The organism is Paraburkholderia humisilvae (assembly GCF_902859855.1).
GTDB classification, from domain to species: domain Bacteria; phylum Pseudomonadota; class Gammaproteobacteria; order Burkholderiales; family Burkholderiaceae; genus Paraburkholderia; species Paraburkholderia humisilvae.
The window spans coordinates 231,677-247,149 of sequence record NZ_CADIKH010000008.1 but is presented as its reverse complement, the minus strand read 5'-3'; the positions used below and the strand labels follow the sequence as shown (position 1 = coordinate 247,149).

17 protein-coding genes are annotated in these 15,473 nt (G+C 63.1%); 9 read left to right on the top strand and 8 right to left on the bottom strand.

Annotated features, from left to right (window positions below; all coding sequences use genetic code 11):
• From HV796_RS10810 to HV796_RS10780, 7 genes are all read right to left on the bottom strand, one after another.
• The coding region (locus HV796_RS10810; protein ID WP_175226452.1) for a hypothetical protein at window positions 1-185 on the bottom strand (185 nt) is incomplete at its 3' end.
• A 36-nt stretch (window positions 186-221) separates the two neighbouring features.
• Window positions 222-2,027, bottom strand: coding sequence for a potassium-transporting ATPase subunit KdpA (kdpA, locus tag HV796_RS10805; protein ID WP_175226451.1), 1,806 nt, complete (start codon window positions 2,025-2,027; stop codon window positions 222-224).
• Window positions 2,024-2,116 carry a K(+)-transporting ATPase subunit F gene (kdpF, locus tag HV796_RS10800; protein ID WP_175226450.1) on the bottom strand — a complete coding sequence of 31 codons (93 nt, stop codon included), beginning with the start codon at window positions 2,114-2,116 and terminating at the stop codon, window positions 2,024-2,026. The genes kdpA and kdpF overlap by 4 nt, the downstream gene beginning before the upstream one ends.
• Window positions 2,113-2,226, bottom strand: a complete 114-nt coding sequence (locus HV796_RS44105) for a potassium ABC transporter ATPase (RefSeq protein WP_175226449.1) — start codon at window positions 2,224-2,226, stop codon at window positions 2,113-2,115. The genes kdpF and HV796_RS44105 overlap by 4 nt, the downstream gene beginning before the upstream one ends.
• Before the next feature lie 205 nt (window positions 2,227-2,431).
• Entirely contained in the window at window positions 2,432-3,406 is a 975-nt protein-coding gene (locus HV796_RS10790) for a quinone oxidoreductase family protein (protein WP_175226448.1), read from the bottom strand.
• A 21-nt stretch (window positions 3,407-3,427) separates the two neighbouring features.
• The gene (locus HV796_RS10785; protein WP_175226447.1) at window positions 3,428-3,817 is read right to left on the bottom strand and encodes a methylglyoxal synthase; all 390 of its coding nucleotides are present in this window, start codon (window positions 3,815-3,817) and stop codon (window positions 3,428-3,430) included.
• A 105-nt stretch (window positions 3,818-3,922) separates the two neighbouring features.
• Window positions 3,923-4,714: an SDR family oxidoreductase gene (locus HV796_RS10780; protein WP_175226446.1), complete on the bottom strand. Its 792-nt coding sequence runs from the start codon at window positions 4,712-4,714 to the stop codon at window positions 3,923-3,925.
• A 425-nt stretch (window positions 4,715-5,139) separates the two neighbouring features.
• On the opposite strand from HV796_RS10780, the gene upp reads away from it, so the two are divergent.
• The 9 genes from upp to rng all read left to right on the top strand — a co-directional run bounded on the left by upp (window position 5,140) and on the right by rng (window position 13,842).
• Entirely contained in the window at window positions 5,140-5,790 is a 651-nt protein-coding gene (gene upp / locus HV796_RS10775; RefSeq protein ID WP_175226445.1) for a uracil phosphoribosyltransferase, read from the top strand.
• A gap of 459 nt (window positions 5,791-6,249) precedes the next feature.
• A complete protein-coding gene (locus HV796_RS10770) occupies window positions 6,250-6,978 on the top strand; it encodes a YebC/PmpR family DNA-binding transcriptional regulator (protein ID WP_175226444.1) in 729 nt (242 codons plus the stop codon).
• A gap of 126 nt (window positions 6,979-7,104) precedes the next feature.
• On the top strand, window positions 7,105-8,379 hold the full coding sequence (gene purD, locus HV796_RS10765) for a phosphoribosylamine--glycine ligase (RefSeq protein WP_175226443.1): 1,275 nt from the start codon (window positions 7,105-7,107) through the stop codon (window positions 8,377-8,379).
• Window positions 8,380-8,789: 410 nt separating this feature from the next.
• Window positions 8,790-9,713, top strand: coding sequence for an oxygen-dependent coproporphyrinogen oxidase (hemF, locus tag HV796_RS10760; RefSeq protein ID WP_175226442.1), 924 nt, complete (start codon window positions 8,790-8,792; stop codon window positions 9,711-9,713).
• The gene (locus HV796_RS10755) at window positions 9,704-10,549 is read left to right on the top strand and encodes a nicotinate-nucleotide adenylyltransferase (protein ID WP_377692952.1); all 846 of its coding nucleotides are present in this window, start codon (window positions 9,704-9,706) and stop codon (window positions 10,547-10,549) included. Before hemF ends, HV796_RS10755 begins: the two co-directional genes overlap by 10 nt.
• Before the next feature lie 2 nt (window positions 10,550-10,551).
• Window positions 10,552-11,010 (top strand): ribosome silencing factor, encoded by a 459-nt coding sequence (gene rsfS / locus HV796_RS10750; RefSeq protein WP_175226440.1) that lies wholly within the window; start codon window positions 10,552-10,554, stop codon window positions 11,008-11,010.
• A gap of 43 nt (window positions 11,011-11,053) precedes the next feature.
• Window positions 11,054-11,524, top strand: coding sequence for a 23S rRNA (pseudouridine(1915)-N(3))-methyltransferase RlmH (rlmH, locus tag HV796_RS10745; RefSeq protein WP_175226439.1), 471 nt, complete (start codon window positions 11,054-11,056; stop codon window positions 11,522-11,524).
• Window positions 11,525-11,733: 209 nt separating this feature from the next.
• The gene (locus HV796_RS10740; protein WP_175226438.1) at window positions 11,734-12,363 is read left to right on the top strand and encodes a Maf family protein; all 630 of its coding nucleotides are present in this window, start codon (window positions 11,734-11,736) and stop codon (window positions 12,361-12,363) included.
• A 9-nt stretch (window positions 12,364-12,372) separates the two neighbouring features.
• Window positions 12,373-13,842 (top strand): ribonuclease G, encoded by a 1,470-nt coding sequence (gene rng / locus HV796_RS10735; RefSeq protein ID WP_175226437.1) that lies wholly within the window; start codon window positions 12,373-12,375, stop codon window positions 13,840-13,842.
• Window positions 13,843-14,254: 412 nt separating this feature from the next.
• Here the strand turns inward: rng and HV796_RS10730 are convergent, their stop codons facing one another.
• A complete protein-coding gene (locus HV796_RS10730; protein WP_175226436.1) occupies window positions 14,255-14,662 on the bottom strand; it encodes a hypothetical protein in 408 nt (135 codons plus the stop codon).
• Between the last annotated feature and the right edge of the window lie 811 nt (window positions 14,663-15,473).

The window sequence follows — 15,473 nt, the reverse complement described above, 5'->3', positions numbered from 1 at the left end:
GCCTCGGCCTGGCCGAACAGCGCGGCCAGCCACAGGATGGTGGTCAGGATGCTGCCGACGTACACGCAGAACATCACCGGGTTGCGGAACTGCGTGCGCGGCGTCAGTTTCTTGAAGGAGTCCACGATCGCCGGGCGGATCAGCGCCGGGTCGAACATGGACCGGGTTGCGGAATGATCAGTCATTTCTTCCTCAAATATTCTGTGGCGCGAAGCCCGTCATCACTGGCCGAGAACCATCATCAGGTGCTCGACGCCGGGACCGAGCGCAAGCGCGGGCACGTAAGTCAGCGCACCGACCAGCAGCACGGTACCGATCAGCAGCACGATGAACAGCGAGCCGTGCGTCGGCAGCGTGCCGCCCGTGACGGCAAGACGCTTCTTCTCCGCGAGCGCGCCGGCAATCGCCAGTACCGCGATCAGCGAACCGTAGCGGCCGAACCACATGCAGATGCCGAGCATCACGTTGTAGAACGGCGTGCTCACTGTCAGACCTGCGAACGCGCTACCGTTGTTGTTCGCGGCCGAGCTGAACGCGTAGAGAATCTCCGAGAAGCCATGTGGACCGGGGTTCAGGATGCCCGCCTTGCCCGCATCCGTCAGCACGCCAATCGACGTGCCGACGAGCACCAGCAGCGGCGTCAGCAGAATCACGATCGAGACCATCTTCATCTCGTACGCTTCGATCTTCTTGCCGACATACTCAGGCGTACGACCGATCATCAGCCCTGCGACGAACACCGCGAGCAGTGCGAACGCGAGCGCGCCATACAGACCCGACCCGACACCACCGAACACCACTTCGCCCAATTGCATCAACAGCATCGGCACGAGGCCGCCGAGCGGTGTCAGCGAGTCATGCGCGTTGTTGACCGCGCCGCACGACGCCGCCGTGGTCGAGACCGCGAAGATGCCGGACTGTGCGATACCGAAGCGGGTTTCCTTGCCTTCCATGTTGCCGCCCGACTGCAGCGCGCTTGCATTCTGATCGACGTGCAGCGCGGTGAACGCCGGATTGCCGGACTGTTCGGAGCCGATTTCGAACGCGACGCAGGCAGCGAAGCAGATCGTCATGAACGCAAGCAGTGCAACGCCCTGGCGCTTGTCGGTAATCATCTGGCCGAAGACGAGACACAACGCGGCCGGAATCAGCAGCATCGAAATCAGTTCGACGAAGTCCGCGAACGGCGTCGGGTTTTCATACGGATGCGCGGAGTTCGCATTGAAGAAACCACCGCCGTTGGTGCCGAGCATCTTGATCGCTTCCTGCGAAGCAACCGGGCCCATCGCGAGCGTCTGCTTCGTGACCGGCGTATCGACCATCACTGCGTTGCCCTTCGCATCCTTCACCGGATTGCCTTGCGCATCGACCTTCGGCGCCGAGTAGGTCGTGGTTTGCAGCGTCGGCACGTCCTCATAGGCCTTGAAGTTCTGGATCACACCCTGGCCCATCAGGATCGCAGCGACCACGACGGACATCGGCAGCAGGATGTAAAGCGTGGTGCGCGTGATGTCAACCCAGAAGTTGCCGATCGTCTTTGCCGAGTGCCGCGCGAAACCGCGGATCAACGCGATCACGACCACGATGCCGGTCGCCGCCGACAGGAAGTTCTGCACGGTGAAGCCGAGCATCTGCGTCAGATAGCTGACCGTCTGCTCACCCGAGTAGTCCTGCCAGTTCGTATTGCTGACGAAGCTGATTGCGGTGTTGAACGCGGCATCCGGCGTCATCGGGCCGAATTGCTGCGGGTTACCCGGCAGCACACCTTGCAAGCGCAGAATCAGATACAGGAACGCGAGACCGATCACGTTGAACGCGATCGTTGCGATCGTGTACTGCTTCCAGCCCATTTCCGCGGACGAATCAACACCCGCGATGCGGTACAGCAGGTTTTCGAGCGGGCTGAACCAGCGCACGAGACGCGAGCTGCCGTCCAGCACGCGGGTAATGAAGCGTGCGACCGGAATGGACAGTGCGAGCAGCACGACGATAAAAACCGTCACCTGCAGGACATTGTTCGTATTCATTCAATGTCCTCCGCGCGCAGCAGCGCATAGACCAGGTAAATAAAGAGCAGCGCCGTCACGGCGCCGGATAGCCAAAGGATCCAGTTCATGAGCGCGCTCCCTGTCCCCGCCGGAATTGCATCAGCTTCGAGCAGCCGGCGACGAGCCCGAAGGTGAGCACCGTGATAATCACGAGGCCCCCGACATACAGCACATCCATTTCATGTTCCCCATTGTTGGCTATGGATGCGGAACGTTATGCCGATTCAGATAAAGGCCTGGTCAAAGATTGTTGGACCGGTATAAAAAACACGTAAACGAAAAAGCCGTCCCACTGCAAAGTGGAACGGCTTTCAGAGTGCTGCAGCAGGGCTTGCCGGGGTACGGCAGGCGCGCCGCGTACCGGCAGGTAAAAAGGTAACCGGTTACGGCAACAGAATGGTCGAGCCGGTCGTGCGCCGCGCTTCGAGATCCTCGTGCGCCTTCGCGACATCGGCGAGCGCATAGCGCTGGTTGACGCTCGTTTTCACCTTGCCCGATACCAGCACGTCGAACAGTTCGGCCGACATCGTCTCGAGGTCGCTGCGTTTGCCGATGTAGCTGAACAGCGTCGGCCGCGTGAAAAACAGCGAGCCGCGTCCAGCCAGGTCCTGTGAGTCGATCGGCGGAAGCGGGCCCGACGAGTTGCCGAACGTCACGAAAAGACCGAGCGGCGCGAGGCAATCGAGCGACCCGGTATACGTGTCCTTGCCAATCGAATCGTAGACGACCGGCACGCCCGCACCGTTCGTGATCTCGCGAACACGCTTCGTGAAGTTTTCACGCGTATAGACGATTGGGTAATCGCAGCCGTGCGCTTTTGCGATGTCCGCCTTCTCGTCCGACCCCACCGTGCCTATCACTGTCGCACCGAGCGCCTTCGCCCACTGGCAGACGAACAGGCCGACGCCGCCGGCGGCCGCCTGGATCAGGATCGTATCGCCCGGCTTCACACGATACGTGCGGCGCAGCAGATACTGCGCAGTCAGACCTTGCAGCATCACCGAGGCAGCCTCTTCATAGCCGAGCGCAGCGGGAATCTTCACCACGTAGTCGGCGGACATCACCCGCTCCTGCGTGTAAGCGCCCGGCGGACGCGCCGCATACGCAACACGATCGCCCGGCTGCAACTGGGTGACGCCTCTGCCGACCGCGACGATTTCGCCCGCCGCCTCCATGCCGAGCCCGCCCGGCAGCGGCAGCGGATACAGCCCGTTGCGGAAGTACACGTCGATGTAATTGAGGCCGACCGCATGCTGTCTGATGCGAATCTCGCCCGCGCCGGGCTCGCCCACGTCGACGTCGACCCACTTCATCACTTCGGGGCCGCCCGTCTTGTCGAATCGTATTGCCTTGACCATCGTTCCGGTTCTCCAGTTCGTTCAGACTCGCTGCGTCATACGCAGCGTCAATACATCGAGAATCATCCGCGCCGTCGAGATGTTGGTCGCGCACGGTACGTTATGGACATCGCACGCACGCACCAGCGCATTGATGTCGGGTTCGTGCGGCTGCGGTGTCATCGGGTCGCGCAGAAAGATCACCATGTCGACGCGGCCTTCGGCGAGTTGCGCGCCGATCTGCAGGTCGCCGCCGTTCGGCCCCGATAGCATCCGTTCGACCGGCAATCCATGCGCCGCTGTCACGCGTGCCCCCGTCGTGCCGGTCGCGATCAGTTCACACCGCTTTAACGTGTCGGCGTATTCGCCGGCAAGTTTGACGATGTCGTCTTTCTTGTGGTCATGCGCGATCAACGCGATGCGTGTTGTCATGTTTCGATCCCCTGTTGTTATCAACTGCTTACGACTGCTTGTTTGCGACTGCTTGCGATTGCCCGTGTCCGCCTGCGGCGACTCGCGCGGTGATGCGTCGCTGCGTCAGTACGTGCCCGGATAGGCGCCGCCGTCGATCAGCAGATTCTGTCCGGTGATATAGCCCGCATGCACGCTGCACAGGAATGCGCAGGCACGGCCGAATTCGTCCGAGGTGCCGAAGCGGCCGGCCGGAATGGCTGCCTCGCGCCGCTTGCGCGCTTCGTCAAGAGTGATGCTCTGCGCCTTCGCCTGTCCGACCAGGGTGGCCGCGATGCGATCCGTATCGAACGCGCCCGGCAGCAGGTTATTGATCGTCACGCCGTGTGGCGCGACCTTGCGCGCGACGCCCGCGACGAAACCGGTCAACCCCGAGCGCGCGCCGTTCGACAGGCCCAGCACATCGATCGGCGCCTTCACCGACGAACTCGTGATATTCACCACCCGGCCAAACCCGCGCGCGATCATCGTGTCGATCGTCGCGCGGATCAGTTCGATCGGCGTCAGCATGTTCGCTTCGAGCGCGCGAATCCAGTCGTCGTGCGTGAAGTTGCGAAAGTCGCCCGGCGGCGGACCGCCCGCGTTGGTCACCAGAATATCCGGCTGCGGACACGCGGCGAGCGCGGCCGCACGACCCTCGGGTGTGGTGATGTCGCAGGCGACGGTTTTCACGGTGGCGCCACGCTGTGCCGCGATGTGGGTGCGAATCTCGTCGGCCGTCGCCTCCAGCGTTGCCGCGGTACGCGCGAGGATCACGATATGCACGCCTTCGGCCGCCAACGCCTCGGCGCAACCGCGGCCGAGCCCCTTGCTCGCCGCGCAGACCAGCGCGGTGCGCCCTGCGATTCCCAGATCCATATGAGTGCCCTTGGTTGATGTGCGTGACTTGGTTTGGCTTTCGGTTCGCCTTTCAGGCCGGCCTGTGCCGGGTTGCCGGTTCGGCTAGTAAGCGGCCCTGACGGATGCCGGCCGCAGTTGTCCCGATTCTAGAAGAATCGACGCGGGGCTGCCCGCGCCCGCGTACCAGGCAAAAATCCTGCGTTTCATCTGGCGATACTTTCGGTAAACTTGCGAGCGTGGCGCACCGGTCTTCCGGTCGCCTGCGGTTGTGCGCTGCAGGTTCGTTCAGCAGGCCGCCGCTCGCGATGAGCGGATCCTGGACGAGCGGCAGGCAACGTATGACCGCGGGCTGCAATCGCCTTTCGCGCATCGTTCGCCGCCGTTCGCCACCCGTGGGCGCGCGCGATGTTTCGTTATCTCGATCCTTCGCCTCGCGCCACGCCATGACACAGAACAGCCGCTTTCCGAACCTCGTTATCCTCGATCATCCGCTCATCCAGCATAAGCTCACGCATATGCGCGACCGCGATACGTCGACCCGCACGTTCCGCGAATTGCTGCGTGAGATCACGCTGCTGATGGGCTACGAGATCACCCGCAACCTGCCGATGACCACGCGCCGCGTCACCACGCCGCTCGTCGAAATCGACGCGCCGGTGATCGCCGGCAAGAAGCTCGCGATCGTGCCGGTGCTGCGCGCGGGCGTCGGCATGTCCGACGGGCTGATGGAGCTGATCCCGTCGGCACGGGTCGGCCATATCGGGGTGTACCGCGACACGGATCATCGTCCGGTCGAGTATCTGGTACGGCTGCCCGACCTCGAGGACCGCATCTTCATCCTGTGCGACCCGATGGTCGCGACCGGCTATTCGGCGGTCCATGCGGTCGATGTGCTCAAGCGGCGCGGCGTGTCCGGCGAAAACATTTCATTTCTTGCGCTCGTCGCGGCGCCCGAAGGGGTCAAGGTGTTTCACGACGCGCATCCGGACGTGAAACTCTTTGTCGCATCACTCGATTCGCATCTGGACGAGCACGCTTACATCATCCCCGGCCTCGGCGACGCCGGCGACCGGCTGTTCGGTACGAAGAATTAACCGGCCAACATAGCCGTTAAGGCCGCCATCGCCCGCCACGCGGCCCACGCGTGGCGCCACGGCACGCCTCGGGCATCTGCCCCGCATGGCGGCATGTTAAAATCGCGATCCGCTCATTGAGCGGTTCACCTTGCCTGAATCGCCTCGCGCATCGCGCCGTTACCGGTGCGCCAAGGCCGGTGCGGCGCTTGCGCGGGTCTTTTGCAGTTCCGTTGCGCAGCTTGGGGTTGCCGCGGCCGTCGGCACGCGGGTCCTCGCCTCGCTGCAATCTTCTGCCGCCGCGGCGGCCTCCGGTCGGCGGCACGACACATGCAGGGTGCGACGCATCGCACGTATCGTACGTTTCGGACATATCGGACATTCAGGCGCGCCTCGCGAAACGCGCCCCACACTGCACACCAACACGCGACGACAATTGCACATGCGTGCGCCCTGCTGGCGCGCGCGCTGGAGAAAAGTATGGCGGGTCATTCGAAATGGGCCAACATCAAGCATAAGAAAGCTGCAGCGGATGCCAAGAGAGGCAAGGTCTGGACGCGGCTCATCAAGGAAATTCAGGTTGCCGCGCGCATGGGCGGCGGCGAAATCGACTCGAATCCGCGTCTGCGGCTCGCGGTCGACAAGGCGTATGACGCCAACATGCCGAAAGACAACATCACCCGCGCGATCCAGCGCGGCACCGGCGGCGTCGACGGCGCGAACTACGAGGAAATCCGCTACGAAGGCTACGGCATCGGCGGCGCGGCGATCATCGTCGATACGATGACCGACAATCGCACGCGCACCGTCGCCGAAGTGCGGCATGCGTTCTCGAAGTTCGGCGGCAATATGGGCACGGACGGCTCGGTGTCGTTTATGTTCGATCACGTCGGCCAGTTCCTGTTTGCGCCGGGCACGCCGGAAGACAAGCTGATGGACGCGGCGCTCGAAGCGGGCGCCGACGACGTCGTGACGAACGACGACGGCAGTATCGAAGTGCTGTGCCCGCCGAACGATTTCCCGAAGGTGAAAGGCGCGCTCGAAGCGGCGGGCTTCAAGGCCGAACTGGCCGAAGTCACGATGAAGCCGCAGACGGAGGTCGAGTTCACCGGCGAGGACGCCGCGAAGATGCAGAAACTCCTCGATGCGTTGGAGAATCTGGACGACGTGCAAGAGGTGTACACCAACGCGGCGATCGACGAAGCGTGAGCGCCGCGCGTCGTCCCTGACGCCGCGCGTGCGTTCCGGTGTTTTGTGTTGCCTTTGTCACAGGTCATCGATGCGACTTGTGCGAATCTTGCAAATATTTTCGGTTTTTGGCATTCGGGGAATCTCATGAAGTTACTCGTCGTCGGTTCCGGCGGTCGCGAACATGCGCTGGCGTGGAAGCTCGCGCAGTCGCCGCGGGTCCAGCTGGTTTATGTCGCGCCGGGCAACGGCGGCACCGCGCAGGATGAGCGCCTGCGCAACGTCGACATCGTCGATCTCAACGCGCTCGCCGACTTCGCGGAGCAGGAACAGATCGCGTTCACCGTGGTCGGACCCGAACAACCGCTCGCGGCCGGCATCGTCAACCTGTTCCGCTCGCGCGGTCTGAAAATCTTCGGGCCGTCGCGCGAAGCCGCGCAGCTCGAAAGCTCGAAAGACTTCGCGAAGGCGTTCATGAAGCGCCACGGCATTCCGACCGCCGGGTACGAGACCTTCTCCGATACCGCCGCCGCGCACGCTTACCTTGACGCGCAAGGCGCGCCGATCGTGATCAAGGCCGATGGCCTTGCCGCGGGCAAAGGCGTCGTAGTCGCGCAAACGCTCGACGAAGCGCATGCGGCCGTCGACATGATGCTGTCGGACAACAAGCTCGGCGACGCCGGCGCGCGCGTCGTGATCGAAGAGTTCCTGGCTGGCGAGGAAGCGAGCTTTATCGTGATGGTCGACGGGAAGCACGTGCTGCCGCTCGCGTCGAGCCAGGACCACAAGCGTTTGCTCGACGGCGACGAAGGCCCGAACACCGGCGGCATGGGCGCCTATTCGCCCGCGCCGATCGTCACGCCGCAACTGCATGCGCGCGTGATGCGTGAAATCATCCTGCCGACCGTGCGCGGAATGGAAAAGGAAGGCATCCGCTTCACCGGCTTCCTGTATGCCGGGCTGATGATCGATGCGCACGGCAACCCGAAGACGCTCGAATTCAACTGCCGGATGGGCGACCCGGAGACGCAGCCGATCATGGCGCGCCTGAAGGGCGATTTCTCGAAGGTGATCGAGCAGGCGATCGCCGGCACACTCGACACGGTTGAACTGGAATGGGACCGTCGCACCGCGCTTGGCGTCGTGCTCGCCGCGCACCACTATCCGGATGCGCCGCGTAAAGGCGACCGAATCAGCGGCATTCCCGCCGAAACGGCCGATGCGATCACGTTCCACGCCGGCACGACGCTCGCGAACGGCAAGCTGACCACCTCCGGCGGGCGAGTGCTGTGTGTCGTCGGTCTGGCCGATTCGGTGCGCAGCGCGCAGTCGGTCGCGTATGAGACGATCAACCAGATATCGTTCGATGGGATGCAATACCGGCGCGATATCGGCTATCGCGCCGTGAATCGCAAGCATTAGCCACAGGCACGCACCTCGGCAGCGTCCGGCGGGATCGCACAGGACAACACGAATCCGCACAGACGCTGCCGCCGCGCACCGTGGCCGGCCACCGCTTTCTGGCCACGTTGTGAGTACCCGATCGCCCTGCCGGCGCTACACTTCGCTCAGTCACGAGATGAACGGAGCGCGGTTGCGCGATGGGCGATCGCCGTCTGAGCGCCGCCGATCGGCAGCCACCGCCTGGCGCCAATTGGCACCGATGGCACCGATGGCACCGATTGGACACCGCGACCGTCCGTTCGCCCCGACGCAAGGCGCCGTGCGATGCGCGCGGGGCCTTGCCGGCACTTGTGCTGCGTTTTACCTGCCTTTTCCTTTTGACGAACCATCCGCCGCGACCTGAATGACGCGCGGCGCCCCACAAACCGATGACAGATTCGACTTTCGACGCAGTGGCCGTGCGCAGCTGGCTGCAAGGCCTGCAAACCCGCATCGCCGATGCGCTTGGCGCATTCGACGGCACCCCGTTTTCGACCGACGACTGGCAGCGCGCCCCAGGTGGCAAGCTGCGCGGCGGCGGCTGCACGCGCATGCTTGAAGGCGGCCAGTTTTTCGAGCGCGCGGGCATCGGCTTTTCGGACGTCGCCGGCGACGCGCTGCCCGCTTCGGCAAGCGCGCTGCGGCCGCAACTGGCGGGCCGCGGCTTCGAAGCGGCAGGTGTGTCGCTCGTGCTGCATCCGCACAATCCGTACTGCCCGACCGTGCATATGAACGTGCGCATGCTGATCGCGACGAAGGAAGGCGAAGCACCGGTGTTCTGGTTCGGCGGCGGAATGGATCTGACGCCCTATTACGGCTACGAGGACGACGCGCAGCATTTTCACCGCGTCTGCCGCGACGCGCTGCAGCCATTCGGCGCGGATCTGTACCCGCGTTTCAAACGCTGGTGCGATGACTATTTCTTCCTGAAGCATCGTAACGAAGCGCGCGGCATCGGCGGCATTTTCTTCGACGACTATGCGGAGTCGGGCTTCGAGCAGTCGTTCGCGATGGTGAAGAGCGTGGGCGATGCATTCCTGAACGCGTATCTGCCGATCGTCGAAAGACGCCGCGCGCAGCCGTACGGCGAAGCACAGCGCGCATTCCAGGCATACCGGCGCGGCCGCTACGTCGAGTTCAACCTGGTGTTCGACCGTGGCACACTGTTCGGGCTGCAAAGCGGCGGACGCACCGAGTCGATCCTGATGTCCATGCCGCCGGTCGCGAACTGGCGCTACGACTGGCAACCGGAGCCGGGCACGCCCGAGGCGCGCCTGCACACCGACTTCCTCGTGCCGCGCGAATGGGTCTGAACGAATCCGATGCCGCATCGGGCGACCCGCGAGCAAGGCGGTCGGCCGACCGGGTCGCGGAGCAATCCGCGCTGACTCCGACCGCTCATCCTGCGACGCCTATGACTTCCGCTGTGCCGTCTGATTCGCCCTCCGCCCCTTCCGCTGCGCCGTGCGCGCGCCGCGTCGGCCTGCTCGGGGGCACGTTCGACCCGATCCATAACGGCCACCTCGCGCTCGCGCGGCGTTTCGCCGACGTGCTGCAACTCACCGATCTGATCCTGCTGCCGGCCGGACAGCCATGGCAAAAGGCCGGCGTATCGGCGGCGCCCGATCGTCTCGCGATGACTCGCGCCGCTGCGGGTGCACTGAACCTGCTGGGCGTCGCGGTCACGGTCGCGACCGACGAGATCGAGCATGACGGTCCAACCTACACGGTCGACACGCTGCGGCGCTGGCGCGAGCGCGAAGGCGCCGATGCATCGCTGTCGCTGCTGATCGGCGCGGACCAGCTGGTGCGCCTCGATACGTGGCACGACTGGCAGCACCTGTTCAACTACGCGCATATCTGCGCGGCCACGCGCCCCGGCTTCGATCCGGCGTCGGCGGCTCCCGACGTCACCGCCGCGATTGCCGCTCGCTCAGCGAACGCCGACGTGCTGCGCGCGACGCCGGCAGGCCGTTTGCTGATCGATACAACGCTCGCGTTCGATGTGTCCGCGACCGACATCCGCACGCGGTTACGCGAGCGGCTGGCAAACCGGGGCACGAACGCCGGACCCGACACCGGACCGGAAAGTCAGATTCCCGCGCCAGTGTGGGACTATATTGTTCAACATCACCTCTACCAATCGTAAAAATGGATATACGCAAGCTGCAACGCACGATCGTCGACGCGCTCGAAGACGTCAAGGCACACGATATCAAGGTGTTCAACACCAGCCACCTGACCGAGCTGTTCGACCGCGTGATCATCGCGAGCGGCACGTCGAACCGGCAGACGAAAGCGCTCGCCTCCAGCGTGCGCGAGAAGGTGAAAGACGCTGGCGGCGACATCATCAGCACCGAAGGCGAGGACATCGGCGAATGGGTGCTGGTCGACTGCGGCGACGTCGTCGTGCATATCCTGCAGCCGGCGCTGCGCCAGTACTACAACCTCGAGGAAATCTGGGGCGACAAGCCGGTGCGCATCAAACTCGCCAGGTCGAGCCCGTTTGGCGCCTTCAGTGGCGCGGAGCCGAACGAGCCGCTCGACGAAGACGAACCCGACGAGGCGCTCGCCCGTCCCACGCGACGGGCGCCCGCACGCCGCCACTGACCGCCCGGCGTGCGCGCGCCGCGCGGCGCCTTGCCCGTTCCTGATGAAACTGCACATCCTCGCCGTCGGTCACAAAATGCCCGACTGGATCGCCGCCGGCTTCGACGAGTACGCGAAGCGCATGCCGCCCGAGCTGCGCGTCGAACTGCGCGAAATCAAACCGGAGCAGCGCTCATCGGGCCGTCCCGCCGACAGCGTGATGGCCGCTGAACGGCTGCGCATCGAAGCCGCATTGCCCAAACATGCGCGCATCGTCGCACTCGACGAGCGCGGCAAGGACTGGACAACCATGCAGCTGGCCGCCGCGCTGCCGGAGTGGCAGCAGGACGGCCGCGATATCGCCTTCGTGATCGGCGGCGCCGACGGGCTCGATCCCGCACTGAAAGCGCGCGCCGACCTGCTGTTGCGGCTGTCGAGCCTGACGCTGCCGCACGCGATGGTGCGCGTGCTGCTCGCCGAACAGCTCTATCGCGCGTGGACCATTACGCAGAATCATCCGTACCACCGCGCGTGAGGGCGGGCGGCGGCGCAATGGGCCGCGCTCATGCAGCGCGCCTGTAGCGCCCACCAATCGCTTTCGTTTTGCTTGTCACCGATGTCCAACGACCGCAACGGAGCGGCGACGCATCTGTTCTAATGCGTTGCAGCGGCCGCGTGTGACCGCTATTCACCGCGGTAGAACACGCTGTTACCCCTCTTCCAACCGTTTGCCAGGATCCGTTCATGCCGACGTCGTCCAAGGTTTCTTATCCGTTCGTTTATCTCGCGTCGCAGAGTCCGCGCCGGCAGGAGCTGCTGCGGCAGCTCGGCGTGCGCTACGAACTGCTGCTGCCACGCCCGGACGAAGACGCCGAAGCGCTCGAAGCCGAGTTCCCCGGCGAGTCCGCGCATGCATACGTGATGCGCGTGTGCGTGCTGAAGGCGCAGGCGGCGCGTGCCCGCCTCGAGGCGAGCGGCCACGCGGCCGCGCCGATTCTGGTTGCCGACACAACCGTCACGATCGATGACGCGATCCTCGGCAAGCCACGCGACGCTAGCGATGCCGTGGCAATGCTCAGCCGCCTCGCCGGTCGCGATCACGAAGTGCTAACCGCGGTGGCAGTCGTCGACGCGTCCGGTGTGCCATTGCCCGCCACGCTCTGCACGTCGCGCGTGCGCTTCGCCGCGGTCACGCGAGACGCACTCGCGCGCTACGCGTCCAGCGGCGAGCCGCTCGGCAAAGCCGGTGCATACGGCGTGCAGGGGCGCGCCGCCGAGTTCATCGAACATATTGACGGGTCCTATTCGGGTATCATGGGTTTGCCGCTCTTTGAGACCGCCGCGCTGCTGCGCGCGGCGCGCATCGACTTCTAGAACAAAACCATGAACGAAGAAATCCTGATCAACGTCACGCCGCAGGAGACGCGTGTTGCGTTGGTCCAGCAAGGCGCCGTACAGGAGCTTCATGTCGAACGCACGCTATCGCGCGGGCGGGTCGGCAATGTGTATCTCGGCAAGGTCGTCCGCGTGCTGCCGGGCATGCAGTCGGCGTTCATCGATATCGGCCTCGAACGCGCGGCGTTCCTGCATGTCGCCGATATCTGGCATCCGCGCATCGCCGGAGAACCGCAGCAGAATGCGCCGCATCAGCCGATCGAAAAAATCGTATTCGAAGGCCAGACGCTGATGGTGCAGGTGGTCAAGGACCCGATCGGCACGAAGGGCGCGCGGCTGTCGACGCAAGTCAGCATCGCCGGTCGCACGCTCGTCTATTTGCCGCAGGAACCGCATATCGGTATCTCGCAGAAGATCGAAAGCGAAGCCGAACGCGAAGCGATCCGCGCGCGGCTCACCTCGGTGCTGCCGGTCGATGAGAAAGGCGGCTATATCGTGCGCACGATCGCCGAAGACGCAACCGGCGAGGAACTCGCGGCCGACGTTGCGTATCTGCGCAAGACATGGGCGACGATCCAGTCGCAGTCGCAGCGCTTGCCGCCGACCAGCCTGCTGTATCAGGACCTGAACCTCGCGCAGCGGGTGCTGCGCGATTTCGTCAACGACGATACGACGCGCATTCAGGTCGATTCGCGCGAGACGTTCCAGATGCTGTCGGAATTCGCGACGGAGTTCACGCCGGCCGTGCTGGCCAAGCTGCATCACTACCCCGGCGAACGGCCGCTGTTCGATCTGTACAACATCGAGACGGAAATTCAGCGCGCGTTGTCGCGGCGCGTGGACCTGAAGTCGGGCGGCTATCTGGTGATCGACCAGACCGAAGCGATGACGACGATCGACGTCAACACCGGCGGCTACGTGGGCGCGCGCAACTTCGACGACACGATCTTCAAGACCAATCTCGAAGCCGCGCATACGATCGCGCGGCAATTACGGTTACGCAACCTGGGCGGCGTGATCATCATCGATTTCATCGATATGGAAAACGTCGAGCACCGCGACCAGGTGCTCTCCGAACTGAAGAAGGCGCTCGCCCGCGATCGTACGCGCGTCACCGTGAACGGCTTTTCGCAGTTGGGCCTCGTCGAGATGACCCGCAAGCGCACTCGCGAATCGCTTGCGCATGTGCTGTGCGAGCCTTGCCCGGTGTGCCAGGGCAAAGGACAGGTGAAAACCGCGCGTACGGTCTGCTACGACGTGCTGCGCGAGATTCTGCGCGAGTCGCGTCAATTCAACCCTCGCGAGTTTCGCGTGGTCGCGTCGCAGCAGGTCATTGACCTGTTTCTCGAAGAAGAATCGCAGCACCTCGCGATGCTGATCGATTTCATCGGCAAACCGGTGTCGTTGCAGGTCGAGTCGAATCTGAGCCAGGAGCAGTACGACATCGTGCTGATGTAGGGTTTACCTTGGATTCTCGCGATGCACATCGATTAGATTCATGCCGTCCATGCCTCTCAGCTGAACATGAAACGTGACGGTCTCCGTAGACTTCATGAAATACGTCCGATCGGACACTTCTATGCAGGCCCGCTGCGAAGATCATTGCGGCACTCGGCGCGCAGCACAACCTGACCGAAGCGATTCGAATCAAGGAAAACGACAACGCATTGCGCAAGCAGTTCGAATACGATCGCGAGACCGGCCTCGTTGTGCTGGTCGCGGACGTCGCGTAGCCGGTCGGCGCCGAGGCGCTCGATGAATTGACGCAGGACAAGGGCTGACGGTCATTGTCATCTTCAATAGCGACCATGACCAGGTGATTGCGGTAGAGGGAAGACCACAAAAAAGCCCGCTCGGGCGGGCCATGGATTTAGGCAACCTTCTTCTCTCTGGGGCGATGTTGCGGCGCTGGAGCGCGGGTTGAAGCCTGCCGGGCCTTTGCGGCTTTTTGCGACGCCCGATCCGACTCCCGTTGCCGCTGATTCTTAATGTGCTCGCTGGCAGTCGCCTGTAACAACATCTTCTTTTCGCCCTCGGCGAAGCGCTGCAGTGCTTGCCGCATCAGCGGCTGGTAACCAAGGCCGTGAATCTGGGCAATGTTCTTGAAGTCTTCGATCAAACTTTTTGACAGTCGAATGGAAATCAACTGCAACTCCAGGCCGGCGTCAAGGTCGGCCAAGTCGGCCCCATCGTCGACAGCTACGAACTCTTCATCACGACCCAGCAGACCCTCATCCCAAGCTTCGTCGCTAGCCTGAATCTTATGGGATTTGCTCATGTCGATACTCCTCATTAGTTTGTCTGCATACCGTGCTTGTTGTAGATGCGTAGTTCATCGTCATTGGGGTCATATGCGGTGCGAATGGTCACCACTGCTCCCCTCGGGATGAACGCTATCTTCAACTTCCGACCAAAGTTGGTCTCCGCGATGAACCATCGCGTTGGAGGATCGGACTTATGATCCTCCCGAGTATCCAGGAGAAATTTTCCCTCCCGGTTAGCAAAGCATTGGAGGATTTCATCCTGTTTGACTGGCGGTTTTTTCCCGGCGAGCTTTTGCTGAACGCTCGGGGAAATTTGTAGGTTAGGTGTAGCAGATTGCGCCACGGAATCTCCGCTTCACAATTCGATGCGAGATTGTATATATGGTTCCGATGTGCGTCCATTCTTGAATACTTCAACATTTCCGGGAAATATTACTCAAATATGGTCAAAAATTGGGGAAATACTCCATAAGCGTTACCAAGCACGCCCCGTTTCCGAACGCATCTGTATATACAGAGAGTACCCTAAGAAGTCGCTGAGCGTGATATATCCCCGCCGTTTTCACAGGGCATGTGCGTGCGCCCCCACAAATTGCCGCTCCTTGGCCTTCTGCCCACCGCGCCCTGTCGCGCCGTCGGGAACAACTGACGTCGACCCCGAGTAGCCGGTGACGACATCGAGCTTTGGCGAGATGGCAAGCCTCACTGCGTGTCCACCGGCGACGGTTTTGACGTCAACGCCTACTGCTCGCTCGAGATGCTCCGTTGGTGGCTTAGCATCGCTACGAGTAAGTCATCGTCGCTCGAGCCTCCGTTGCATGAGCT

What these genes read in the sequence shown, in the direction of transcription:
- kdpA (WP_175226451.1), bottom strand. Translation starts at nt 2,027, where the DNA reads ATGAATACGAACAATGTCCTGCAGGTGACGGTTTTTATCGTCGTGCTG.
- kdpF (WP_175226450.1), bottom strand. Translation starts at nt 2,116, where the DNA reads ATGAACTGGATCCTTTGGCTATCCGGCGCCGTGACGGCGCTGCTCTTT.
- HV796_RS44105 (WP_175226449.1), bottom strand. Translation starts at nt 2,226, where the DNA reads ATGGATGTGCTGTATGTCGGGGGCCTCGTGATTATCACGGTGCTCACC.
- HV796_RS10790 (WP_175226448.1), bottom strand. Translation starts at nt 3,406, where the DNA reads ATGGTCAAGGCAATACGATTCGACAAGACGGGCGGCCCCGAAGTGATG.
- HV796_RS10785 (WP_175226447.1), bottom strand. Translation starts at nt 3,817, where the DNA reads ATGACAACACGCATCGCGTTGATCGCGCATGACCACAAGAAAGACGAC.
- HV796_RS10780 (WP_175226446.1), bottom strand. Translation starts at nt 4,714, where the DNA reads ATGGATCTGGGAATCGCAGGGCGCACCGCGCTGGTCTGCGCGGCGAGC.
- upp (WP_175226445.1), top strand. Translation starts at nt 5,140, where the DNA reads ATGACACAGAACAGCCGCTTTCCGAACCTCGTTATCCTCGATCATCCG.
- HV796_RS10770 (WP_175226444.1), top strand. Translation starts at nt 6,250, where the DNA reads ATGGCGGGTCATTCGAAATGGGCCAACATCAAGCATAAGAAAGCTGCA.
- purD (WP_175226443.1), top strand. Translation starts at nt 7,105, where the DNA reads ATGAAGTTACTCGTCGTCGGTTCCGGCGGTCGCGAACATGCGCTGGCG.
- hemF (WP_175226442.1), top strand. Translation starts at nt 8,790, where the DNA reads ATGACAGATTCGACTTTCGACGCAGTGGCCGTGCGCAGCTGGCTGCAA.
- HV796_RS10755 (WP_377692952.1), top strand. Translation starts at nt 9,704, where the DNA reads ATGGGTCTGAACGAATCCGATGCCGCATCGGGCGACCCGCGAGCAAGG.
- rsfS (WP_175226440.1), top strand. Translation starts at nt 10,552, where the DNA reads ATGGATATACGCAAGCTGCAACGCACGATCGTCGACGCGCTCGAAGAC.
- rlmH (WP_175226439.1), top strand. Translation starts at nt 11,054, where the DNA reads ATGAAACTGCACATCCTCGCCGTCGGTCACAAAATGCCCGACTGGATC.
- HV796_RS10740 (WP_175226438.1), top strand. Translation starts at nt 11,734, where the DNA reads ATGCCGACGTCGTCCAAGGTTTCTTATCCGTTCGTTTATCTCGCGTCG.
- rng (WP_175226437.1), top strand. Translation starts at nt 12,373, where the DNA reads ATGAACGAAGAAATCCTGATCAACGTCACGCCGCAGGAGACGCGTGTT.
- HV796_RS10730 (WP_175226436.1), bottom strand. Translation starts at nt 14,662, where the DNA reads ATGAGCAAATCCCATAAGATTCAGGCTAGCGACGAAGCTTGGGATGAG.